The following is a 22,625-nucleotide window of genomic DNA, read 5'->3' as shown; positions in this document are numbered from 1 at the left end:
CGCGAAAAAGCGAGGGCCCCATTTGCGCAGCGCGCGCCAAGGCTTGCGGTTATTCGCCGCGACCCTGCGAATGCGGACTGACTTTTGCACTGCAAGGCCCTAGAACGCCGGACGCCGCAGGCGTAGACGCCCGGCGGCTTTGCACAGCGACTCCCGCGCCTTAAATCCGAAACGACATGCCCCGCACGCTTCTGTGTCTCGCACGGCACGGCGAGACCAACTGGAATATCGAAAGGCGCTTTCAGGGCCAGTTCGACATTGCGCTGAACGCGCGCGGACGCGCGCAGGCGGCCGCCTTGGCGAAGGAGCTCGCCGGCGCGCATTTCGACAGAGTCTATTCGAGCGACCTGCGCCGCGCGCTCGCGACAGCGACGCCGATCGCCGGCGCGCGCGGCCTCGACGTCGCCAAAACCCCGGCGCTGCGCGAGAAGGACGACGGCGTTTGGCAGGGCCACACGCATGCGGAAGTGCAGGCGACGCACGCCGACATCTATCCGAACTATCTGACTCGCCGGCCGGATTTCGCCGCGCCGCAAGGCGAAAGCCTGGAACATTTCGCCGCGCGGGTGCGCAAGGCCTTGACCCAGATCGCCAAGGAAAGCGCCGGCGAGACCGTGCTCGTCGTCGCCCATGCCGGCGTGCTCGACATCGCCTGGCGACTCGCCGCCGGCAAGAAGCTCGACGAAAAGCGCGAGCATCCGGTGCTCAACGCCACGCCGAATTGGATCGCCTATGAGGACGGCAAGTGGTCGCTCGTCGACTGGGCGACGCCGCAGGGGCGCGCCGAAATCGCCGCGCCCTGGGACGGCCGCGCGCTGCCGCGCCGCGAAGCCGCGCGCGCGCTGATCGTCGATCAGGATAACGACGTCCTGCTGATGCGCTACGCCGGCGGTTTGACTCCGCATTTTCTGGCGCTCGGACATCATCACTTCTGGGCGACGCCGGGCGGCGCGGTCATGGAGGGCGAGAGCTTCGAGTCGGCGCTGCGTCGGGAGGTCTATGAAGAGACGGGCCTCACCGTTCTTGATCCCGGTCCAGTCGTCGCGACCCGCGAATTTCCGATGGAGATCGGCGACGACTGGCATCAGGCGGTGGAGCGCTATTATCTCATCCGCACCGAACGCTTCGCGGTCGAGCCGCGCGACCTGACCGACGAGGAAAAAATCCATGTGCTCGGCTGGCGCTGGTGGAGCGCGGACGAGATCGCGGTCTCGCACGATCTGATTTTCCCCGAAGGGCTCGAGGCGCTGCTGCGAAAGGTCAGCAAATAACGGGCGCGGTCGAGGCGCGCTCACGCGCGCCTCTTGCGGCTATTTCGTCATGAAGACGTCCCTGCGCGGGAATTTCTCGAAGACCGAGGGGTCCTGCCCGAAATTCGTCGCGAGAATGTCGGTCGGATTGCCGGCGATCCACTGCGACAGATCGATCGTCTGATAATGCGCGTTGTTGAAGACGATGAGCACGCGCACCGTGTCGGTCCCGACATTTTCGAGCGAATGACCCATGCCCTGCGGGATATAGCCGACGTCGCCTTTCGAGAACGTCTCCTGGCGCCAGCGGCCCTTTGACCCAAACAGCGTGACGCAAAGCTGACCGCTCAGCACATATTGCCATTCGGACGCATTGGGGTGCCAATGCAGTTCGCGAAGCGCGCCGGGCTCCATTTCCAGTACGACGCCGGTCATCGTCGTCGAAATCGGGAATTGCGAGCCGTCGACGCGCCACTCGATTCCACCCGGAAACGTCTCATAGGGCTTTTGCGACAGAAGACTGTATTTGTGGGTGAGCGGCGGCGGCTTCCATCCCTGCAACGGCTTCGAGGGGATCTCTGGCGGAATATTCCCCCGCGCGAAATAGACCTCCTGCTTGGGGAAACTGTCGAAGGTCGACGCCGGGACGCCGAAATTCTTCGCCAGCAGCTCCTTGGGCGCGTGGCCGATCCAGTCGCTGATGCTGAAGGTGCCGAACTCCGAGAAATAGCCATTGTCGAAGACAAGGATGAAATGACACAGGTCTTTTCCGAGCGTCTCGATGACATGGCCATGGCCGCGCGGAAAATACCAAAGATCGCCCGCCTCGAAGTCATTGGTCTCCGAGCAGCCGGCCGGGTCGATGACGGTGGTGCGCACCCTACCTTCGGTGACGAACCCCCATTCGGCCGCGGTCGCGTGCCAGTGCAGCTCGCGCATGACGCCCTGCTCCATGCGCATCGAAACGCCGGCGATATCCTTGGAGATCGGCAGCTGCGCGACGGTCGCTTCCTTGCCATAGCTGGCGCCGTCGACGCGTCCTTGAGATTTTTCGAGTTCGAATTTGAACGTCGGCAGCTCGGCGCCCGAGGTCACGGGATCGGGCGCATTATTATGGAAGCTCGTATGGCCGCCTTCCGAGCTGATCGGGATCGTCAATTGGAACATGAGAAGCCCCGCTGGTCTATGTTTGGATCGAAAGGACTCGCTCCGGCGTATGACAAACGCAACTGGCTGATTCTGCGTGGCGACGTCCCAGCTTGGCAGCATGCCTTCGACATGCGCGCTCGACAAGCCGGAGCTGCGGCGATCGGCGTCGCCACGTGAAATTTTGCGCTGACGATTTACATGCGTGACAAAGGAACGCCTTAAGGCGAAATTTCTGACTAGGCATCCCGTGTCCGGCCGTCGCCGACGCCTCGTGGAGACAAATGTGACGCCAGCGACGACCGCCAACGCGCCCGCTCCGCAACGCGGCGATATGCGCCGATCCGTGCATGTGCCCGAAGGCGGCGCATTTTTTCGGCGTCTCTTCGTCTTTCTGGGTCCCGGCTATCTCGTCGCCACCGGCTATATGGACCCCGGCAATTGGGCGACGGCGCTCGCCGGCGGCTCGAAATTCGGCACAGCTCTGCTTTTCGTCGCCGTGCTGTCGAGCCTGATGGCGATCGTCTTGCAGTCCCTTGCGGCGCGGCTCGGCGTCGGCGCGGAGCTGGATCTGGCGCAGGCTTGCCGGCGGCATTATCCCTTCCCGGCCGCGGTGGGGCTCTGGCTCCTGGCGGAAGTCGGCATTTTCGCCACGGATCTCGCGGAAGTGATCGGCACCGCCATCGGCCTGCAATTGCTGTTCGGCCTGCCGCTCGCGGTTGGCATCCTCATCACGGTGCTCGACACCTTTCTGGTCCTTGCTTTGGAGCGCGCCGGCTTTCGCAAGATCGAGCTTTTCGTCGTGGCGATGCTTGCGCTCATCGCCTTTTCCTTCCTCGCGCAACTCATCATGGCGCACCCCGATCTGGCGCAGGTCGCGCAAGGACTCGTGCCGACGCGGCGCTTTTTCACCGATCCCGAGATGCTTTACATCGGTCTGGGCATCCTCGGCGCGACGGTGATGCCGCATAATCTCTTCCTGCACTCTTTCGTCGTGCAAACCCGCGCCGTCGCCGAGCCGCTCGAAAAGAAGCGCGAGGCGATTCGCTTCGCGGTGATCGACAGCACGCTGGCGCTGTTTCTCGCGCTGTTCGTCAACGGCGCCATCCTCGTTCTCGCGGCCGCGGTCTTCCACGCGACCGGGCATACCGAAGTCGCGGAGCTTGGCGAGGCCTATAGGCTGATCGCGCCGCTACTCGGGCAGCCGGTCGCGGCGACGCTCTTCGCCGTCGCGCTGATCGCCTGCGGACTCAATTCGACCGTGACCGCCACCCTCACCGGCCAGATCGTCATGGAAGGGTTCGTGCGGCTGAGGATGAAACCGGCGACGCGCCGGCTCATCACCCGCTGCATCGCGATCGCGCCGGCGATCGGCGTGACGCTCTACGCGGGCGAGTCGGCGACGGCGCAGCTGCTCGTCCTGAGCCAGGTGGCGCTGAGCGTGACGCTGCCCTTCGCCGTCGTGCCGCTCGTCGCCTTCACGGCGCAGCGCAGCGTCATGGGCGACCTCGTCGCGCCCAGACGCACCACCGCGCTTGCGGCGCTCATCGCCGCCGTGATCATCGCGCTGAATGCGAAGCTTCTGTGGGACGCGGTCGCCGGCTGAACGCCTTGCGGGTGTGACAGACCGCGCATTGCCAAGCCGACGCATCTGGCTTAACTCGACGCAGTTTTTTGGAGCTGCGTCGAGATGAAACTTCCCAATCAATTCTATCGTCCGCTCGCCATCGGCGCCCCGGCGCCGCTGCGCGAACCGCCCGTCAAGGTCGAGCGGATGATCCATTTCGTGCCGCCGCATCTTGAAAAATTCCGCGCCAAGGTTCCCGAGCTCGTCAAACAGGTCGACGTCGTGCTCGGCAATCTTGAAGACGCGATTCCCGCCGACGCCAAGGAGGCCGCGCGCGCCGGCTTTATCGAAATGGCCAAAGCGACCGACTTCGGCTCGACCGGCCTGTGGACGCGCATGAATGCGCTCAACAGCCCTTGGGCGCTCGACGACATGATCGAGATCGTCGGCGCGGTCGGGAGCAAGCTCGACGTCGTCATGCTGCCCAAGGTCGAGGGACCCTGGGACATCGCCTATCTCGACCAGCTCCTGGCGCAGCTCGAAGCGCGGCATAGCGTGAAAAAGCCGATCCTCATTCACGCGATTCTGGAAACCGCGGAAGGCGTCAAGAATGTTGACGCCATCGCTTCGGCTTCGCCGCGCATGCATGGCATCTCGCTCGGACCGGCCGATCTCGCCGCTTCCCGGGCAATGAAGACGACCCGCGTCGGCGGCGGCCATCCCGACTATAAGGTGATCGCCGACGCCGAGCCCGGCCAGGGCCTGCGCGCCTCGTTCCAGCAGGACCTTTGGCACTACACCATCGCCAAGATGGTCGACGCTTGCGCTTCCGCCGGCATCAAGGCCTTCTACGGCCCCTTCGGCGATTTCTCCGACGCCCCGGCCTGCGAAGCGCAGTTCCGCAACGCCTTTTTGCTCGGCTGCGCCGGCGCCTGGTCGCTGCATCCGTCGCAAATCGCCATCGCCAAGAAGGTCTTCTCGCCCGATCCGCAGGAAGTCGCCTTCGCCAAGCGGGTGCTCGAAGCGATGCCGGACGGGACCGGCGCGGTGATGATTGACGGCCGAATGCAGGACGACGCCACCTGGAAGCAGTGCAAGGTCGTCGTCGACCTCGCCAAGCAGGTCGCCACGAAAGACGCCGACCTCGCCAGGATCTACGGATTCTGAGAGGATTTGGCTGTGGCGCGACGTCCGATTGACGGCTGCGGCCCTGCTGCGTTACTAAAAGGCAAGTAAACAGCGTGTTAAAGGCGCTTTCGAATGCCGCGAGAGAACGTCGCTAAATTCTCTATTGGCCAAGTGGTCAAGCATCGCCGCTATCCCTTCCGCGGCGTGATCTATGACGTTGATCCGGTGTTCGCCAACACCGAAGAATGGTGGCTTTCGATTCCGGAAGAGCTGCGTCCGAACAAGGATCAGCCTTTCTACCATCTCTTCGCCGAGAACGCCGAAACCGAATATGTCGCCTATGTGTCGGAGCAAAATCTGCTGCCCGACAACACCAACAAGCCGGTGCGCCATCCACAGGTCGACGAGACCTTCGAGCGCGATGGCGATGGCGTTTACCGCATGCGAGCGCCTAAGCGCCACTGAGCGGCAGCGCTTCTCTTCAGTCCGAATGCTGCCGCATTGCGAAAAAAACGCGCAGCCGCTGGGATTGACGATCGCGCGAATCGACCACATTTTGGATGCAGGTCGAACTTCATCGCGGGAGAGACCGGCGCTCGCGCCGGCGCCGAAGGCGAAACCGCCCCGGAAACGCTCAGGCCCAAAGGACCGCGACGAAGTAGAAACTCTGGAAAGCGGCGAAGCGCGTAAGCGTTTCGCCCACCGACGGGCGTAACCTGTCGCTTTTAGCGCAGGGAAATCTCTCAGGTCACCGGACAGAGGGGGCGCGTAGCGAAGTTCGGCTTTGCTGCGCCAACCATGTCTGGCGGAGTTGATGGTGACCGAACCCGACGTCGCGACCGCTGCGCCTCCTGCGCTGTCGAAACTTCCGCTCGATGCGGTGCATCGACGGCTTGGCGCGCGCATGGCGCCTTTCGCCGGCTACGATATGCCGCTGCAATATGAGCAGGGCATCGTCGCCGAAACGCTCCATACGCGTCGTCGCGCAAGTCTGTTCGACGTTTCGCATATGGGTCAGGCGATCCTCGCCGGAGCGCGCGCCGCACGGGCGCTTGAAAGTCTGACGCCGGCGGATTTAGCGTCGCTTTCGTCAGAGCGCACGCGCTACACGCAGCTGCTCAACGAGCGCGGCGGCATTCTCGACGATCTTCTCGTCACCCGTCTGCCAGGCGTCGAGGAGCGGCTGCTGCTTGTCGTCAACGCCTCGCGCAAGCAAGCCGATTTCGCGCTTATCACGGCCGCGTTGCCCCAGTTCGACTTTAATCCTTTGGACCGCGCATTGCTCGCCCTTCAGGGCCCGCGCGCGTCCGCGGTCCTCGGCGCACTCCTCCCCGGCGCCGAGGACCTTCCTTTCATGGGCTGGCGCGCCTTCGACTTCGGCGGCGCGCCGCTTTTCGTGTCGCGCAGCGGCTATACGGGCGAAGACGGATTTGAACTGTCGCTGCGCGCCGAGCATGCCGAAGACCTTGCGCGCCTGTTGCTGTCGTATGAGGACGTTGCGCCGGCGGGCCTCGGCGCGCGCGACGCCTTGCGGCTGGAGGCGGGCCTGCCGCTCTATGGCCACGACCTCGATGAAACCACCGATCCGGTTGAAGCGGGACTCGGCTGGTCGATCGGCAAACGCAGACGCGTCGAAGGCGGATTCCCCGGCTTCGAGCGTATTCGGATCGCGCTTGAAGAGGGTCCTGCCCGCAGGCGGGTCGGGCTCGAGCCGCAATCAAAGGCGCCGCTGCGCGAAGGCGCGGAGCTCTCAGCGGGCGAAGGCGAAGCTGTCGGCCATGTGACCTCTGGCGGCTTTTCTCCGACGCTGCAACGCCCGATTGCGATGGGCTATGTCGCCAGCAGTCACGCAAACCTCGGCGCGACGCTTTCGGCGCCGCTGCGCGACAAACGCGTCGACGTCACAGTGGCGGCTTTGCCCTTCGTCCCACATCGGTACTTCAAAACGCCGGCTGGAAAGGATGCGAGATGACCGATCTTCGCTACTCCAAGGATCATGAATATGTCGCGCTCGATGGCGATCTCGCGACGCTGGGCATATCGGACTATGCGCAGTCGCAGCTCGGCGACATCGTCTTCATCGAACTGCCCGAAGTCGGCAAGAAGGTCGCAAAGGGCAAAGAGATCGCGGTCATCGAGAGCGTGAAAGCCGCGAGCGAAGTCTATTCGCCTGTGAGCGGCGAAGTCGTCGAAGTCAATCCGGAGCTTGGCGAAGCGCCGGCGCTCGTCAACGACGATCCGCTTGGACGCGGGTGGCTCATCAAGGTGAGAGTCAGCGACCCTGGCGAATGCGCATCGCTGATGGACGACGCCGCCTATTCGAGCTTCCTGAAGACGCTCTAGAGCAGGTTCCGAAAAAGTTGACAGACTTTTTCGATCAAAACCTGCTCTAGCATTTTGCTTTTGAGCGATTCCTTATCGATCACATGATTTCATGTGATCGAGAGGCGCTCTTAGCGCGAAGGAAAAGAACGATGCGCTACCATCCGCTGTCAAAAGCCGACAGAAGCGCCATGCTCGCGACGATCGGCGTTCCCTCGATCGAGGCGCTCTACGCCGATGCGCCGCGCGAGACGCTGCTAAAAACGCCGCTCGACTTGCCGAACGGCAAGTCGGAGCTCGACGTCGAGCGCTTTTTCGCGAGGCATGCCGCCCGCAACATGCCTGCGTCGCGCGCCGCTTTCTTCGTCGGCGCCGGCGCCTATAAGCATCACATTCCGGCAAGCGTCGATCATCTCATTCAACGTTCGGAATTCTTGACGAGCTACACGCCCTATCAGCCGGAGATCTCCCAGGGTACGCTGCAATATCTCTTCGAGTTCCAGACCCAGGTCGCTCTGCTGACGGGCATGGAGGTCGCCAACGCGTCGATGTACGACGGCTCGACGGCGACCGCCGAAGCCGTGCTCATGGCGCATCGCGTGACGAAGCGACGCAAGGCGCTGCTGTCCGGCGCCCTGCATCCGCATTACGCCGAAGTCGTGCGCACCATCTCGCGGCTCGCCGAAGATGAAGTCGAGACGATGGCGCCCGACATTCGCGCCGTCGAAGATCTCGTCGCGCGCATCGACGACACGCTTTCCTGCGTCGTCGTGCAGACTCCCGATTTTTTCGGCAATCTGCGCGATCTGACGAAGATCGCGGAGGCTTGCCATCGGAACGGCGCGCTTCTTGTCGCCGTCGTCACCGAAGCAGTCTCGCTCGGTCTGCTTAAATCGCCTGGCGCGATGGGCGCCGACATCGTCGTCGGCGAGGGCCAGTCGATCGGCAATTCGCTGAATTTCGGCGGGCCTTATGTCGGGCTCTTCGCCACGCGGCACGAATTCCTGCGGCAGATGCCCGGCCGCCTCGCCGGCGAAAGCGTCGACGCCGACGGCAGGCGCTCCTATGTGCTGACGCTTTCGACACGTGAGCAGCATATCCGCCGCGACAAGGCGACCTCAAACATCTGCACCAACTCCGGCCTCTGCGCGCTCGCCTTCACCATCCATCTGACCTTGCTTGGCGAAGCCGGACTGACGCGGCTCGCGCGCGTCAATCACGCCAACGCGGTCTTGCTGACGCAGATGCTCGCCGACGTTCCAAACGTCGAGGTGCTCAACGAGACCTTCTTCAACGAGTTTACGCTTCGCGTCGAAGGCGACGCCGCCGCGCTTGTTGAGAGAATGGCGGCGCGCGGCGTTCTTGCCGGCGTTCCCGTCTCGCGGCTCTTGCCGCACGCCGGGCTTGACGATCTCCTCCTCGTCGCCAGCACTGAAACCAACACGAACGAAGATCGCGACGCGTTCGTCGCAGCGCTCAAGGAGTCGCTCTGATGCTCGACAGACCCGCAGTCGTCGAACCGCTCGATGACGACAAAACGCCTGCGACCTTCACCGGCAATCGCGGGCTCGATCAGGAAGAGCCGCCGATCTTCGAGATCGGCCGGCTTGACGCGACCGGCGTCGATGTCGACGATCCTGCGCCCGTCGCGGCGCGGCTCGGCGCGCTGGAGCGCAATGCGCCCATCGGCCTTCCGGGACTCACCGAACCGGAGATGATGCGCCATTACGTGCGGCTGTCGCGCAAAAATTACTCGATCGACGCCGGGCTCTATCCGCTCGGCTCCTGCACGATGAAGCACAATCCGCGCAGCAATGAGAAGATCGCGCGCTATGAAGGCTTCGCCGATTTGCATCCGCTGCAGCCGCAGTCGACCGCGCAGGGCGCGCTGGAATTGATGCAGATTCTCGCTGATTGGCTGATGACGCTCACCAATATGCATGCGGTGGCGATGTCGCCGAAAGCCGGCGCGCATGGCGAACTCTGCGGCATGATGGCGATCAAGTCTGCGATCGCCGCCAGAGGCGAAAGCGCGACGCGCAATGTCGTCCTCATTCCGCAGTCGGCGCATGGCACCAATCCGGCGACGGCGGCGCTGCTCGGCTTTTCGGTTCGCGTCGTTCCGGCGGCAGCGGATGGAACCGTGCGCGCCGAGGCCGTCAAAGAGGCGCTGAGTTCGGACGTCGCCGCGATCATGCTGACCAACCCCAACACATGCGGGCTGTTCGAGCGCGAGATCGTCGACATCGCCGACGCGATGCACGAGGCCGGCGGCTACTTCTATTGCGACGGCGCGAATTTCAACGCCATCGCCGGCGTCGCGCGGCCCGGAGACTTCGGCATCGACGCGATGCACATCAACCTGCACAAGACCTTCTCGACGCCGCATGGCGGCGGTGGACCTGGCGCAGGCCCGGTCGTTCTCTCAGAACGTCTCGCGCCTTTCGCGCCGGTCCCGTTCATCCGCCGCAACGGCGACGCGTTGCAGCTCGTGGAACACGCAGAGGGCACGCAGAGCTTCGGTCGCCTGACCGCCTTTCATGGGCAGATGGGCATGTTCGTGCGGGCGCTCGCCTATATGCTCGCGCATGGCGGCGACGGGCTCGCGCAGGCGTCGAAAGACGCCGTGCTGTCGGCGAACTATGTCCGCGCGTCGCTACGTGACGTGATGACTCAGCCGTTCGGCGATCGCATCTGCATGCATGAAGTTCTGTTCGACGACGCCTGGCTGCGCGGCACCGGCGTGACGACGCTCGATTTCGCCAAGGCGATGATCGACGAAGGCTATCATCCGATGACGATCTATTTCCCGCTGGTCGTCCATGGCGCGATGCTCATCGAGCCGACGGAATCGGAATCGAAAGCCTCGCTCGATCTCTTCATCGCGACGCTGCGCGATCTCGCGCGCAGCGCCAAAGCCGGCGAAGTCGCGCGCTTCGGCCCCGCGCCGCGATTGGCGCCGCGCCGGCGCGTCGATGAAGCGCTCGCGGCGAGGAAGCCGGTGCTGCGCTGGACGCCCAGCGCCGCGGCCTGATCGTCACTGCGCCTGGCTGACCGGCGGCGCTGTGCGCGGCGGTAGAATCGGCAGAACCACTTCTGGCTGGCGCCCGGTTAGCGAATCGAGGAAGGCGACGATCTTATCGGTCTCGTCACCGCTGAGTTCGACGCCGAGCTGGCTTTCGCCCATCACCGCCACGGCCTTCTTCAGATCGAAGGTCGCGCCGGTGTGGAAATAGGGCGCCGTCAGTTCGACATTGCGCAGCGAGGGAACCTTGAAGGCGTATTTGTCGGCGATCGCCTTGGTGACCGCGTAGCGGCCCCAGTCGTCCGGCGGCAGAAATTCCGCCGTCGGCTGTTTGACGACGCCGAAGCGCGCATACATGCCGCCGCCGACGTTGACGCCGTTATGGCAAGTTACGCAGCCCTTCTCGATGAAGAGCTTCAGACCATCCTTCTGCGCGTCGGACAGCGCCTGATCGTCCCCCTTCAGCCAGCGGTCGAACGGCGCGTCGGGCGTGATCAGCGTCGCCTCGAACAGCGCGACGGCGCGGCCGATGTTGGCATAGGCGACGGGATCGCTCTGCTCGGGAAAGGCCAGTTTGAACGCCGCCACATAGCCGGGGATTCCCTTGAACAGCTCGACGGCGCGCTGCTTTGCGGCCGCATGTTCCGTCGGATTGATCGGCATCGGGCCGCCGCGGGTTTTCAGCATCGCCTTGGGATTAGCCATCACCGAATTGACCACCTGGTCGGAAAGATTGGCGGCGCGGCCGTCCCAATATTGCGACTTGTTGAAGATGGCGTTCATCACCGTGAGCACTTCCCGGCCCGCGAGCTGCGCATTGCGCCCGCCCGAGAGCGCGCCGCCGTCGACGCCGCCCATGCTCAGATTGTGACAATCGGCGCAGCTGATGTCGTGGGTTTCGGAAAGTCGCGGCTCGAAATACAGCATCTTGCCGAGCGCGAGTTTTTCCGGCGTCGCCGTCTCTCCAGGAATCGCCGGCGGCGCTGACGGAATGGGCTGGAAAAGCTCCTTCGCCCGGTCCCTCAGGCCTGCGTCGGCAAACGCCGGGCCGCCGACAAGAAGCGCGACAAGACAAACGATCGAAGAAAGACGCATGGCGGATTTCACCCGGATGGAAGCGGCGCAAAAGAGTAGGAGATTATAACACAGCCGCATCGGCGCGAGGCGAGATGCATCGGTCGGCGGCTAAGCGTCACACGTCATTGGCTCGCCCAGAGAATGCGCGCCATCCAGCTGACCTCGTCGCGGGCAATCGTGCGGTCCGGGTAGGCCGGATTGACCGAACGCAATTCGATGGTGCGCGCCGTTTCGCGCTTCAGCTCCTTGGCCATGATCTCGCCCGAGGTGGTCTTCACCACCACCCGGTCGCCGCGCCGCACCGGCGCCGCCGGCGAGACGATCACCACATCGCCGTCGCGATATAGCGGCGCCATGGAGTCGCCCGAGATCTCCAGCGCGTAGGAATGTTCGTCGGCCTCGGCCAAGACGTCGATCTCGTCCCAGCCGGCGCCGGTGGCGAAGCCCGCATCGTCGAAAAAGCCGCCGACCCCCGCCTGCGCCAAGCCGATCAGCGGCCGCGTATGGCGCAGCCGGCCGGCGGCGCTGTTGGCCGTCACCAATGACATGAATTCGTCGAGCCCGGCGCCGGTCGCGGCCAGCACCTTGGCGATCGATTCGGTCGACGGCCAGCGCTGGCGCCCGCTCGCCGTTTCGCGCTTGGAGCGATTGAAGGTCGTGGGATCGAGGCCGGCTTTACGCGCCAGGCCCGACGGCGTCATGCCATATCGCTCGCCGAGCGCGTCGATCGCCGCCCAGATCTGAGCATGGGTGAGAATGTCGGACATGTCTGGCCGCGCTCGGAAGAATTTCCTAGCGAATAGGAATATATCTATTAACCATGCCGCACAATAGGAAATCGGCGCTGCCGGCTTGGCGCGCGCGCGGCCAGGCGCCATAACCCCCCTCCCTGCGTCGTCTTCCTCGCCGCGCGCTCTAATTTGCCGGGTTGCATGCCCTCCTCGCCCGAGCCCGCGCCGAATCGCCCGCGCCACCCGTTCCTCACGCTCTGGCTTGGGATTCTCGTCACCATCATTGTCGCGGGGAGCGCGGCCTTGGCCGCTGTCGCGATCCTCGGGCTCGGCGAATTTCTGTCGCTCGCGAGCCGTCTCCCGGCGCCGTCTCCCGAGACCGCGGCCGTCGGCGCGATCTTCGCGGCGACCTATCTCGTGCTGGCGATCGGCAAGCTGCCCTATTATCGGCTCGACCGCGCCGGCGCCGCGCTGCTCGGCGCGAGCCTGATGATCGGCGTCGGCGCCTTGAGCCTCGACGAGGCCTATCGCGCCATCGATTTCGACGCCATCACTTTGCTGCTCGGCATGATGATCGTCGTCGCCAATCTGCGCCTCTCGGGCTTCTTCCGCCGCGCCGCCGATTGGCTGGCGGATGTCGCGCGCCGCCCGATCTTTCTGCTCGTCGCGGTCGCGGCGGCGACCGGTCTGTTTTCCGCCTTTCTCGTCAATGACGCGATCTGCCTCGTCATGCCGCCGCTGGTCGTGGATCTGGCGCAGCGGCTCAAGCGCGATCCGACGCCCTATGTGCTGGCGATCCCGCTCGCCTCCAATGTCGGCAGCGTCGCGACGATCACCGGCAATCCGCAAAATATGATCATCGCGACCGCCTCGGGCATTTCCTACGGCGACTTCGCTCAAGCGCTCTGGCCCATCGCACTCGTCGGCGTCGCGCTCACGATCCTTTTGGTGGCGCTCGCCTTCCCGCGCGAATTCTTCTCGCGCGAGAGACTGACGCCGATCGTCGCGGCGCCGCGCCCTTTTCATCGCGCGCTCGCCTCTAAAGCGCTGCTGATCACCGCGGCGATGATCGGGTTCTTTTTCGCCGGCGTTCCGCCCGCCAAAGCGGCGATCGTCGCCGGCGGGCTGCTGCTGCTCACGCGGCGCATCGGCTCGAAGAAAATCTACGGCGAAATCGACTGGCCGCTGCTGCTGATGTTCGCCGGGCTCTTCATCGTCGTCGGCGGCTTCGATAAGGTGGTGCTGACGCCAGGAGAGATCGCGGACGTCGGGCGGCTCCGACTCGATGACGCGCCGACGCTCGCGCTCGTCTCCGCCGTGCTGTCCAATATCGTCAGCAATGTGCCGGCCGTTCTCGCACTGAAGCCGTTCATCGTCGGACTGAGCGATCCGAAGCGCGCCTGGCTGATTGTGGCGATGGCCTCGACGCTCGCCGGCAATTTCACACTTGTCGGCTCGATCGCCAATCTCATCGTCGTCGAGCGGGCGCGCGCGCTGGGCGTCACGATCGGCTTCTGGACCTATTTCAAGGTCGGCGCGCCGCTGACGCTGGCGACGATCGCGCTGGGGCTGTGGAAGTTGTGAGGAGGCGCTACGCCTCCTCCCCACTTTCCTCGGCGGCGCGTCCCGAAATGCGCTGGCGCGCATGTTCTCGTCTGATCTTGCGGTTGCGCTCCGCCTGGCGGACGCGCGCCTTCTCATTGGTCGGCTGCAGCAGCTTGCGGAATTCGTCGCGCTTCTCGTGGATCGAGGCAATGACATAGCCCATCGGCACGCCGATATCGACGAGCACGGTTTCGGCGAGCTGCAGGCTGGCTTCGACGGTTTCGGGAATGGCGTCGGTTGCGCCAAACTTATAGAGCTCGGTGGCGTGGCGCGCGTCGCGGGCCCGCGCGACGATGGTGAGATCGCCGCGAATTTCATGCGCCAGACGGACGATCTCTCCCGTCGCGTGGACATTTTCGATCGTCACGACGAGCGCGCGAGCCTGCGCCACGCCGCAACGCATCAGGAACTCGCGCCGCGTGGCGTTGCCCCAATAGATTTCGACGCCGTCCTCGCGGCCCGCGGTCACCAGCGACACGACGTTTTCGATGGCGACGAACGGGATGTCGTGGCGCTTCAGCATTTCGCCGACAAGGCTGCCGATTCTGCCATAGCCGACGATCACGACGCGGTCCTCGGCGATTTCAGCCGCCGGCGCGAGATCCGCATAGAGCAGTTCGTCCTCGGCTTCCGTCGCCGGCGGGACAAGAGCGGCGCCGATCCGGCCCAGCAGGGGAATGGCGAAAATACTGATCGTGACGACGATCATCGCGTCGGCGCCATAATGACCCGGCAGCACGCCGACGGCCATCGCCGAGGTCAGCAGCGCGAAGGCGAATTCGCCGCCCGGCGCCAGCAGCAACGACGCCTCGGCTGAGGGGCGCCATTCGACGCCAAAGAGCCGCGCAAGAATGAAGATGATCGCGCCCTTAACGGCGATCAGCCCGGCGGCGTATAGGAAGATCGGAAAGGGATCCGCGGCGACGGCCCCCATGTCGAGACCGGCGCCGACCGAAACGAAGAAGAGCCCGAGCAACAGGCCCTTGAACGGCTCGATCGTCACCTCGACCTCGCGCCGGAACTCCGTCTCCGCCAGCAGCAGCCCGGCGATGAAGGCGCCAAGGCCCATGGAGAACCCGGCGGCCGCCGAAAGCGCCGCCTCGCCGATGACCACCAGAAGGCAGGCGGCCATGAACAGTTCGGTCAGCTGCACGGCCGCGACCATGCGAAACAGCGGACGCAGCAGCAGCCTGCCGATGAAGATCAGCGCGCCCATGGCGAGGAAGGCGCGCCCAAACGCCCACGCCGCCTGTTCGCCCGTGAAGCCGCCGTTCTTGGCTTCGGCGAGCGCGGAAACCAGGAAAAGCGCCGGCGCAACGGCAAGGTCCTGAAACAACAACACCGAGAACGCGACGCGTCCGGACGTCTTGTTCAGCCGCCGCGCCTCGGCGAGCACCGGCAGCACCACCGCCGTCGACGACATCGCGAGGGCGATGCCCATCAACATCGAGGGACCGAATTCGACGTTAAAATGATAGTAGCCGACAGCCGCGAGCACGCTTGCGCACACCACCACCTGCGCGAGCCCTAGTCCGAAGACAAGCCGCCGCAGGCGGGCAAGACGCTCCCAGGATAGCTCCAGGCCGATCATGAACAGCAGGAAGACCAGCCCGAATTCAGCGAGATTGGAGACGCCCTCGACATTGGTGATGGTGAAATTGCGCGCCCATTCATGATCGCTCGCCAAGCGGCCGAGACCAAACGGCCCGAGCGCAGCGCCGGCGAAGAGAAAGCCCAGCACCGGCGAAATCTTGATGCGATGAAACAGCGGAACGACGACCCCCGCCGTGGCGAGAAAGACCAGCGCCTCGCGATAGGATTCAAGATGGATAGAGCTCGTCATGCCGCCTCGTTGCTCGCGCGCTGGTCCTTAGCGAAGGAATAAATGGGTCACGCGGCGATTGGCGATGAAAACAGCAAGAGTCGCGCCGCCGGGCGAGCTTAGGGGAAGCCCGACTGGCGCGGCCATAGCGCTGCTCGCGAGAACCGTCCGATTGACCGCCGAACTCTATCCGATTCGGCGGCTGTCTCGCGCCCGCAGCGTCGGAACGTTTGTTAATAGTTATTGGTCGGTGACATGTTAACCACAAGGAGGATCGTGTCATGGCCATCAGCGCAGACTTGGGAAGCCAGCTCGAGGCCTTCGTCGCCAAGCTGGTGGCGTCGGGCCGCTACAACTCAAAGAGCGAGGTCTTGCGCGAGGGGGTTCGCCTCATTCAGGAGCGCGAGGCCCGTCTTGCCGCCCTGGACGCCTCGATTGCGAGGGGCATTGCCGACGCTGACGCCGGCCGCGCCAAGCCCGCGAAGGCGGTGTTCGATCGCTTGGAGGCTAAATTCAAGGCCAAGGCGCAAGCCAGGCGCCGATGATTGTCGTCATTACCCAGGAGGCCGAAGCCGATCTTGAATCGATCGGCGATCATATTGCGCAAGAAAGCCCCGAGAGGGCCGTGACGTTTTTGCGCGACCTCCGAGAGGCGTGCGCGGGACTGGGCGCCATGTCGGAACGATTTCCGCTCGTCGCGCACTATGAACACGCCGGGGTTCGCCGGCGCGTCCACGGCAATTATCTCATTTTCTATCGGGTCGGGATTGAAACGGTTGATGTGATCCATGTGCTGCGTGTAGCCATGCACTATGAACCGTTGCTGTTCCCCGAGGGATGATTGGCGGTCGCAACTCGGGGGCCACGATCGAACAGAGGCGGCGACGCATGACCGGCCCCAAGCCGGCGAAACTCGTTCTGTTGGTGGATACATGCGTTTGGCTCGACTTGGCCAAGGATCGCCGCGAACAACCGACCCTTGCGGCTTTGGAGGACTTGGCAAAACGGGGCGACGTGCAGCTCGTGGTTCCGCAGATCGTTATCGACGCGAAGTTTCCGCGGATAATCGGCTTGTCATGCAGCTTGAGTGACTATTCCTCGTCGCCCGAATCCTGCGCCTTGTCCGGCGTTTTGGCTCCCGCCGCGGAGGCCGTCGCCCGCCTCCACGTCTCGCTCTTGCAGAGCACGCCCCAAAGACAGCCCTTCAGAGTCAATACATTGGCGGATTTGAGGGTGATGACGCCGTCATAGGTGTTGCCGTCTTTGGCGTTGTAGAGTTTGCCGCGCCATTGCTTGGCGCCGCTTTTCGTCGCCCCGCGCAGAATGACCGTGCCGACCGCGCCCTGCTCCTCGGCTTTCTGGACTGAAACAAGCTTCGCGCACAGCAGGCCACCGCAGTCGTAAAAGCTGAATTGCTGGCCCGCTTCCGGCCGCGCCCAGGCTCCGTATGGCTCGCTTCCGGCCTGAGCGGTTGGCGCGCCGGCCAGCGCAAGAAGCGCCGCGGCTGCGAAGCCTCGCCGACTTGGAAAGCCTCGCCGACTTGGGAAGCCTCGCCGACTTAGAATGTCGAATACACGGCTGCTCTTCATTCGATCGCTCCATTGTCGAGGCGATGAGATGCAAGGCTGGCGCGGCTTCTGGGCGATTCTTCGGCCACTCGCCGGCGCCAAAACGTCAGCATGAACGGAGCTGATGACCTCGGCTAGAGCCCGAGCAGACGCTCATAGACCTGCAGCGTCGCGCGCTGCATCTCCTCGACGGAGAAGCGCTCCTGCGCGTTTCGGCGCGCCCGCAGCGCCAGGTCGTCATGCGCCGAGGCCTGCAGGCTCAGCGCCTCGGCGATGGCGTCCGCCAACGCCGCCGGATCGCCGGGCGGCGTCCGCCAGCCTGTCGCAAGATGGCGCGGGGTCTGCGGCGGCGCCAGGACGATTTCCGGCGCGGCGCCGATATCGGAGATGATCACCGGCGCGCCCATCGCCTGCGCTTCAACGGCGATCCGCCCGAACGCCTCCGGCTCCGTCGCCGGCGCGACAATGACGGCCGCGGCCATATAGGCGGCGGGCATGTCTTCGCAGTAGCCGGCGTTGCGAACGACGTCCTGCAAGCCGGCGTGCTCTATCTGCGTTTCGAGGGCGCGGCGAGTGGAATCGCTGTGCGGGTCGCCGACGAAAATGACGCGCAGATCGCAGATTCCTTGCTTGATCAGCCGCTTGGTCGCCTCGACCAGAACCGAATGGCCTTTGCGCGCGGAAAGCCGCGACGGCAGCAGCACGACGCGATCATGCGCCGCGACGCCCCACGCCGCGCGCAGGCGCTCGACGCGGCGCCGGTCGACGGCGGCGGGCGAGAAGGCGCGCAGATCCGCGCCGCGCGGAATGACCACAATCCGCTCCGCGCTTTCCGGATGCAATTCTCGAATGCGCTGGGCGGCAAATGCCGAAATGGCGATCACCACGTCGCCCGCCGACATGATGGCGTTGTAGCGCTGCTTGACCGCCGACGCGCCGCTATAGGCGCTGTGATAGGTGGTGACCAGCTTTGCGCCGGTCTGACGCGCCGCGTAATAGGCGACCCAGGCGGGCGCGCGCGAACGCGCATGCACGATGTCGACGCCTTCGTCGCGGATGATTCGCGCCAGCCGCACCGAATTCAGCGCCATCGCGAAGGGATTTTTCGTCGCCGCCGGAAACGGCGCCCAGACGCCGCCTTTCGACTGCAGCTCGCTGACCATGCGGCCGCCGCGCGACGCGACGAGGCAGCGGGCGCCGACCCGGCTTAACGCCTCGGCCACGTCCACCGTCGCGCGCTCCGCCCCGCCCGACTGGAGATCGGGCACGATCTGCAGGATCGTTCGTCCGGCCAGCCGCTGTTCCGGCGCGGCGATCGTGGCGTGCTGTTGCGACATCGCTGGGCTAACGCAAGCCTCGGACAGAATCGTCCGGCCGCAGCATTCTGTTGCGAGATCCTTTACCAACTGTGAGCAGACCGCCTATTTTCAATCGCGTCGCCTCTTCGATCCCAAGTGAACCTGAGTGAACCTTCTTGTCGGACGCGCTCGACTTCCTCGACATTCCCAATCCGGCGGGGGGCGTTTGGCGCCTCGCGCGGCGATGGCGCGCCGCGACGGCCGAGGCCGGCGACGCGCCGGGCCTCGTCTGGCTCGGAGGCTTCGCCTCCGATATGGACGGAACCAAGGCGAGCGCCCTCGACGCATGGGCGCAGGCGAGGGGGCGCGCCTTTCTGCGCTTCGACTATTCGGGCCACGGCCGCTCGTCCGGCAAATTCGAGGAGGGCTGCATCGGCGATTGGCTGGAGCAGAGCCTCGCCGTTTTCGAGCGCTCGACGCAAGGGCCGCAGATCGTCATCGGCAGTTCGATGGGCGGCTGGATCGCGCTGCTTCTGGCGCGGCGGCTGGCGGAAAAAGGCGAGAGCGCAAGGCTCGCCGGACTGATTCTGCTCGCGCCGGCGGTGGACTTCACCGAGGCGCTGATGTGGCAAGGCTTCGACGAAGCGACGCGCCGCGAGATCATGGAGAAAGGCGTCCTGCCCGCCAAGGAGCCGGATCACGGGCCGATTACGCGGCGGTTGATCGAAGAGGGGCGCCATCATCTGCTGCTTGGCGGCCTCATGCGCGCTTATGCGCGCGTGCATATTCTGCAGGGCATGCGCGATGACGCCGTGCCCTGGCGGCATGCGCTGACGATCGTGGAGCATCTGAACGCCGACCCCGTGACGCTGACCTTTATCGCCGACGGCGATCATCGGCTGTCCCGCCCCGAAGACCTCGCGCAGCTCGCCGCCGCCGTCGAGACGATGAGCGCCCCGCCGCCGGGCGAGCCGCAGCCGACGCTTTTCGATTGAGGGGCGCGGCGGGCAATTGATGCGCGTTCGCGCGTCGCCTATCCCCATGCTATGCGGGCTATTGCGCCAAGCATGGGAAAGACGATCACTTCCCGGGCGACGACGCGTCGATAGTGTCCGTCAGAGAGACGAGGCCGATTCCTCTGCCCTTCAGGTGCTCAGCGGTTTCGATAAGCTGCTTGAGCGATCGCATCGGCCTGTCGAGCTATCAGTTGACAAGCGTGTCGCCTCAGCGCTGCATGTCGCGCAGAAGGCTTGTCAGCTCCGGCATATCCGCCCGAACGCCAGAGTTCGCACCCACGTCGCGCAGCTTTTGGAGCTGGAGTTCGGGATTTTTGGTCGAGGTCGATACTCTGGCGGAACCGATGCGCTTGGATTAGCCTCAATTCTCGTCATGAGGCTGGTGGGAATGAGCCGACAGGCTTCAAGACAAAAAGATTTGAGACGCGAAAAAAGTCTACAGCGCTGCCGTTGAGGCATCTGGCAGAGAGTCTCAAAAACGTTGGTTTTCCTGACCAATGGTCAGGAGCTAGTCCGCCATTTTAAGTTCATTGTGAGCCTTACGATGGACAACGTAACCGCTATGGCTGCAATCAATTCAACTGAATTACAGAAGCAAAACTCGGATCACCTTGTGATTCTCATTCATGGATTTAATACCCGGGCCTATTGGATGAATGATGTAAAGCCTGCTCTTGAAGAGCACGGCTTTGCGGTTGGCGCGACGAGCTTTGGCTATTTCGGATTTCTCCGATTTCTCTCGTTCCCGACGTGTCGAGATGCCGCCAAGGAGCGAGTCTTAAAAGGCATCAGGACTGCTGAACGCATTTATCGAGACGATAACAACGGAAATGCTCCGAAAAAAACTTCAGTGATTTCACACAGTTTTGGCTCTTGGCTCTTCATGCGCATTCTTAGCGAGAATCCTGGGCTGAAATTCTATCGCATCATACTTTGTGGCAGCATCCTGCCTGAAGACTATGATTTCGATCCTGTGCTGCACACATTCACTAAACCGCTCGCCAATCATATCGGTACAAGGGATTTCTGGCCAGCAATTGGCGAAAGTGCCGGATGGGGGTATGGCTCCATCGGTTCGTATGGGCTCAATCATCCTGCCGCTGAAAACCGATGGCATAAGGACTTTCACCACAGCGATTTTTTAACTGCGGCGTTTTGTTCGAAGTTTTGGGTGCCGTTTCTGGAGGGGAAAGAGCCTCAACCAGCTGACAAATGGCAAACACTGCCCTTCTGGATTCGGGCGGTTACGTTCCTGCCGCTACGTTGGCTCATTATCAGTCTTGTGATGCTGATCACCGTTTTGCTCGGGCAGTTTTTAAGCCCGATATTTAGAGCCGTTGATGCAGCTAGGTATGTCAACGGGTTCTTCCGATCTGCTCCTCATAAATGCGTTCAAATCAATCCGCAGACTGGATTGCCTGACAACGCTCTGGAAAAGCGACAATGCTCCCCGGGTCGAATTGTTTTCGTAAAGTACCTTGACCCAACAGATTATCGCAGACTAGCGGGCGCTCCCCCTAACCCAGAAGGCGTTTGGCCAATTGATAGAGCAAATCGCGTTTTGCAACTACGCGGTACGTTGCGAGGCCAGCCGCAGTGGAATGAGCGAGATTTAGTAAGAGCTGCTGGAGCAGCCGAAGAGTGGGGCCAGCAAAATCATTACTGGGTCGAGATCGTTCGAGACATAAGAATTGGGGACATGAGTGCGGCTTTTATTCTGAGGCGCGTTGATCTTCAAGCAATCCCTGTCGGAGCAGGTAAATCGCAGTGCGATATTCTGAACGGCAAGCGGGATGTCTTGGAGTTTGCTATACCTGAGGATGCTGAAATCCGACTAAAATCTGGAGCAACTCCAAATATTTGGATGCGCTGGGTGAGGGTTGAATGCGGAAAAGAGATAGGAGCTGATCCGCTTGACGGACCTGAGTTCCAAAGAATGAGCGCCCAGATAGTGAGAGTCGTAGCTGATCCGAGCGATTAGCGATTGTGATCGAGCCGTTGCAAAAGTTCAGCTGTTCCGGCACCCCTCGCCGAATTTGAGCGCGACCTCATCCGTGCGCGAACGAGCGAAGGCTGCGCGCGCGCCAAGGCGCGAGGCGTTAACATGGGCCGTTCCCTTGCACTCACACCGCACCAGCGCGAGGACGCCTTTCGCGGCCTCGCCAAAGGCAAGGCGATGCAGGTCGACACTGCGCGGCGTTCAATGTTTCACGGAGCAGGATTCGAGGCTTGCTATATGACCAACCATATTCAACCATCAGATTCAAAACGTATTCGAGCGTTTCGCCTAGGCTTGGCCAAAACTATTCCGAAATTTCCAAACGATAAGGCATCCCTGCAATCACTTGAAAGAAAGTCTCTCGGTTCGCTACTCGTAGATTACGCTAATTGGGCCATCCGTTTTGTGGCACCGAGACCGCGCAAAGTGATTGTTGAAGCCGCTGCATCGTCAGACTGCCGTTGGGATTCCCTGCAGACCGACATCACGAACTTTCTTGATAAAGTGGAGCGCGGCGACGACCTCACACCGCATTTGTCCCTTGAACCGCACACGCGTGGCTATACGCCCGCCGCAGCGGGCGCAGGACCGAGCGTCGCCCGCTGGGCCGATAAGGACATGGTGCTGAACATCATGGGTTACCATCACTTCCACTTAAGCAGCTCAATCGAGCCCCAAGGCTTTGTGAGGCGCGGGAAGGAGCTTCTGTTCGCCTACGTGACACGTGATACCTTTACCGTTGTTGCTCTCTTCGATCATTCAGTCTTTGAGGAAACCGAAGCTGGCGAGCCACTAACAGCCGAGCGCGAGCGCCTTTGGAAAATCTTTGAAGAGCGAGCGACTAGGCATACGCCGCCGAATGCGGTCGTCGTTTCTTCTCCTATCGCGACATCAGGACATTCAATGCATTTCACGCTAATGGCGATGGATTGTAAGCGCTTAGCTGATCCCCTTCTGCCGAAAATTTTCTGATCATGCGAAGAAGCCCCTGCTTTTTAGGGTGGCTGTATGACCAGAGACGTCAAAATGGACGCCCAAATGGGCGTTTCGAAGGAAGGCTACGCGGGACGG

The 22,625-nt window shown here is 63.0% G+C and carries 20 protein-coding genes and 1 riboswitch; of the genes, 14 read left to right on the top strand and 6 right to left on the bottom strand.

The features are described from left to right. Positions 1-176: 176 nt before the first annotated feature. Positions 177-1,271 (top strand): histidine phosphatase family protein, encoded by a 1,095-nt coding sequence (locus ACR65T_RS16615; RefSeq protein ID WP_434497532.1) that lies wholly within the window; start codon positions 177-179, stop codon positions 1,269-1,271. Between the two features lie 39 nt (positions 1,272-1,310). Here ACR65T_RS16615 and ACR65T_RS16610 read toward each other — a convergent pair whose 3' ends face one another. Continuing rightward, positions 1,311-2,417: a cupin domain-containing protein gene (locus tag ACR65T_RS16610; protein ID WP_434497531.1), complete on the bottom strand. Its 1,107-nt coding sequence runs from the start codon at positions 2,415-2,417 to the stop codon at positions 1,311-1,313. Positions 2,418-2,670: 253 nt separating this feature from the next. Here ACR65T_RS16610 and ACR65T_RS16605 point away from each other — a divergent pair, with 253 nt between their 5' ends. From ACR65T_RS16605 to gcvPB, 7 genes are all read left to right on the top strand, one after another. Then, positions 2,671-4,002: an Nramp family divalent metal transporter gene (locus ACR65T_RS16605; RefSeq protein WP_434497713.1), complete on the top strand. Its 1,332-nt coding sequence runs from the start codon at positions 2,671-2,673 to the stop codon at positions 4,000-4,002. Between the two features lie 84 nt (positions 4,003-4,086). After that, a complete protein-coding gene (locus ACR65T_RS16600) occupies positions 4,087-5,130 on the top strand; it encodes an HpcH/HpaI aldolase/citrate lyase family protein (protein WP_434497530.1) in 1,044 nt (347 codons plus the stop codon). 93 nt (positions 5,131-5,223) lie between these two features. Next, positions 5,224-5,556: a heat shock protein HspQ gene (gene hspQ / locus ACR65T_RS16595; protein WP_434497529.1), complete on the top strand. Its 333-nt coding sequence runs from the start codon at positions 5,224-5,226 to the stop codon at positions 5,554-5,556. 105 nt (positions 5,557-5,661) lie between these two features. Continuing rightward, positions 5,662-5,752: riboswitch (glycine riboswitch) on the top strand. A 153-nt stretch (positions 5,753-5,905) separates the two neighbouring features. Beyond that, the gene (gene gcvT / locus ACR65T_RS16590) at positions 5,906-7,063 is read left to right on the top strand and encodes a glycine cleavage system aminomethyltransferase GcvT (RefSeq protein ID WP_434497528.1); all 1,158 of its coding nucleotides are present in this window, start codon (positions 5,906-5,908) and stop codon (positions 7,061-7,063) included. Continuing rightward, positions 7,060-7,434: a glycine cleavage system protein GcvH gene (gene gcvH, locus ACR65T_RS16585; protein ID WP_196399232.1), complete on the top strand. Its 375-nt coding sequence runs from the start codon at positions 7,060-7,062 to the stop codon at positions 7,432-7,434. Before gcvT ends, gcvH begins: the two co-directional genes overlap by 4 nt. 131 nt (positions 7,435-7,565) lie before the next feature. Continuing rightward, positions 7,566-8,906 carry an aminomethyl-transferring glycine dehydrogenase subunit GcvPA gene (gene gcvPA / locus ACR65T_RS16580; RefSeq protein WP_434497527.1) on the top strand — a complete coding sequence of 447 codons (1,341 nt, stop codon included), beginning with the start codon at positions 7,566-7,568 and terminating at the stop codon, positions 8,904-8,906. Next, positions 8,906-10,447 carry an aminomethyl-transferring glycine dehydrogenase subunit GcvPB gene (gene gcvPB / locus ACR65T_RS16575; RefSeq protein WP_434497526.1) on the top strand — a complete coding sequence of 514 codons (1,542 nt, stop codon included), beginning with the start codon at positions 8,906-8,908 and terminating at the stop codon, positions 10,445-10,447. The genes gcvPA and gcvPB overlap by 1 nt, the downstream gene beginning before the upstream one ends. A 3-nt stretch (positions 10,448-10,450) precedes the next feature. On the opposite strand, the gene ACR65T_RS16570 is transcribed toward gcvPB, so the two are convergent. After that, complete coding sequence (locus tag ACR65T_RS16570) at positions 10,451-11,533, bottom strand: cytochrome-c peroxidase (protein WP_434497525.1); 1,083 nt, start codon at positions 11,531-11,533, stop codon at positions 10,451-10,453. A gap of 104 nt (positions 11,534-11,637) precedes the next feature. Continuing rightward, complete coding sequence (locus tag ACR65T_RS16565) at positions 11,638-12,282, bottom strand: S24 family peptidase (RefSeq protein ID WP_434497524.1); 645 nt, start codon at positions 12,280-12,282, stop codon at positions 11,638-11,640. Positions 12,283-12,447: 165 nt separating this feature from the next. Here ACR65T_RS16565 and ACR65T_RS16560 point away from each other — a divergent pair, with 165 nt between their 5' ends. Then, the gene (locus tag ACR65T_RS16560) at positions 12,448-13,830 is read left to right on the top strand and encodes an anion transporter (protein WP_434497523.1); all 1,383 of its coding nucleotides are present in this window, start codon (positions 12,448-12,450) and stop codon (positions 13,828-13,830) included. 7 nt (positions 13,831-13,837) lie between these two features. Here ACR65T_RS16560 and ACR65T_RS16555 read toward each other — a convergent pair whose 3' ends face one another. Beyond that, entirely contained in the window at positions 13,838-15,694 is a 1,857-nt protein-coding gene (locus tag ACR65T_RS16555) for a cation:proton antiporter domain-containing protein (RefSeq protein ID WP_434497522.1), read from the bottom strand. 260 nt (positions 15,695-15,954) lie between these two features. Between ACR65T_RS16555 and ACR65T_RS16550 the strand changes: the two genes are divergently transcribed. Further along, entirely contained in the window at positions 15,955-16,218 is a 264-nt protein-coding gene (locus tag ACR65T_RS16550; protein ID WP_123174377.1) for a type II toxin-antitoxin system ParD family antitoxin, read from the top strand. After that, positions 16,215-16,514, top strand: a complete 300-nt coding sequence (locus ACR65T_RS16545) for a type II toxin-antitoxin system RelE/ParE family toxin (RefSeq protein WP_434497521.1) — start codon at positions 16,215-16,217, stop codon at positions 16,512-16,514. Before ACR65T_RS16550 ends, ACR65T_RS16545 begins: the two co-directional genes overlap by 4 nt. Positions 16,515-16,764: 250 nt before the next feature. On the opposite strand, the gene ACR65T_RS16540 is transcribed toward ACR65T_RS16545, so the two are convergent. Together ACR65T_RS16540 and ACR65T_RS16535 are read right to left on the bottom strand one after the other, a co-directional pair. Then, complete coding sequence (locus tag ACR65T_RS16540) at positions 16,765-17,262, bottom strand: DUF2147 domain-containing protein (RefSeq protein ID WP_434497520.1); 498 nt, start codon at positions 17,260-17,262, stop codon at positions 16,765-16,767. Positions 17,263-17,375: 113 nt separating this feature from the next. After that, a complete protein-coding gene (locus ACR65T_RS16535; protein WP_434497519.1) occupies positions 17,376-18,578 on the bottom strand; it encodes a glycosyltransferase family 4 protein in 1,203 nt (400 codons plus the stop codon). Positions 18,579-18,715: 137 nt separating this feature from the next. On the opposite strand from ACR65T_RS16535, the gene ACR65T_RS16530 reads away from it, so the two are divergent. The 3 genes from ACR65T_RS16530 to ACR65T_RS16520 all read left to right on the top strand — a co-directional run bounded on the left by ACR65T_RS16530 (position 18,716) and on the right by ACR65T_RS16520 (position 22,526). Then, the gene (locus ACR65T_RS16530) at positions 18,716-19,534 is read left to right on the top strand and encodes an alpha/beta hydrolase (RefSeq protein ID WP_434497518.1); all 819 of its coding nucleotides are present in this window, start codon (positions 18,716-18,718) and stop codon (positions 19,532-19,534) included. A gap of 502 nt (positions 19,535-20,036) precedes the next feature. Then, on the top strand, positions 20,037-21,536 hold the full coding sequence (locus ACR65T_RS16525) for a hypothetical protein (RefSeq protein WP_434497517.1): 1,500 nt from the start codon (positions 20,037-20,039) through the stop codon (positions 21,534-21,536). A 123-nt stretch (positions 21,537-21,659) separates the two neighbouring features. After that, positions 21,660-22,526 (top strand): hypothetical protein, encoded by an 867-nt coding sequence (locus ACR65T_RS16520; RefSeq protein ID WP_434497516.1) that lies wholly within the window; start codon positions 21,660-21,662, stop codon positions 22,524-22,526. Positions 22,527-22,625 lie beyond the last annotated feature (99 nt).

Source organism: Methylocystis sp. (assembly GCF_051061285.1).
Taxonomy (GTDB): domain Bacteria; phylum Pseudomonadota; class Alphaproteobacteria; order Rhizobiales; family Beijerinckiaceae; genus Methylocystis.
Note: the sequence above shows the minus strand (reverse complement) of the source record. Positions and strands in the feature narration are given on the sequence as shown.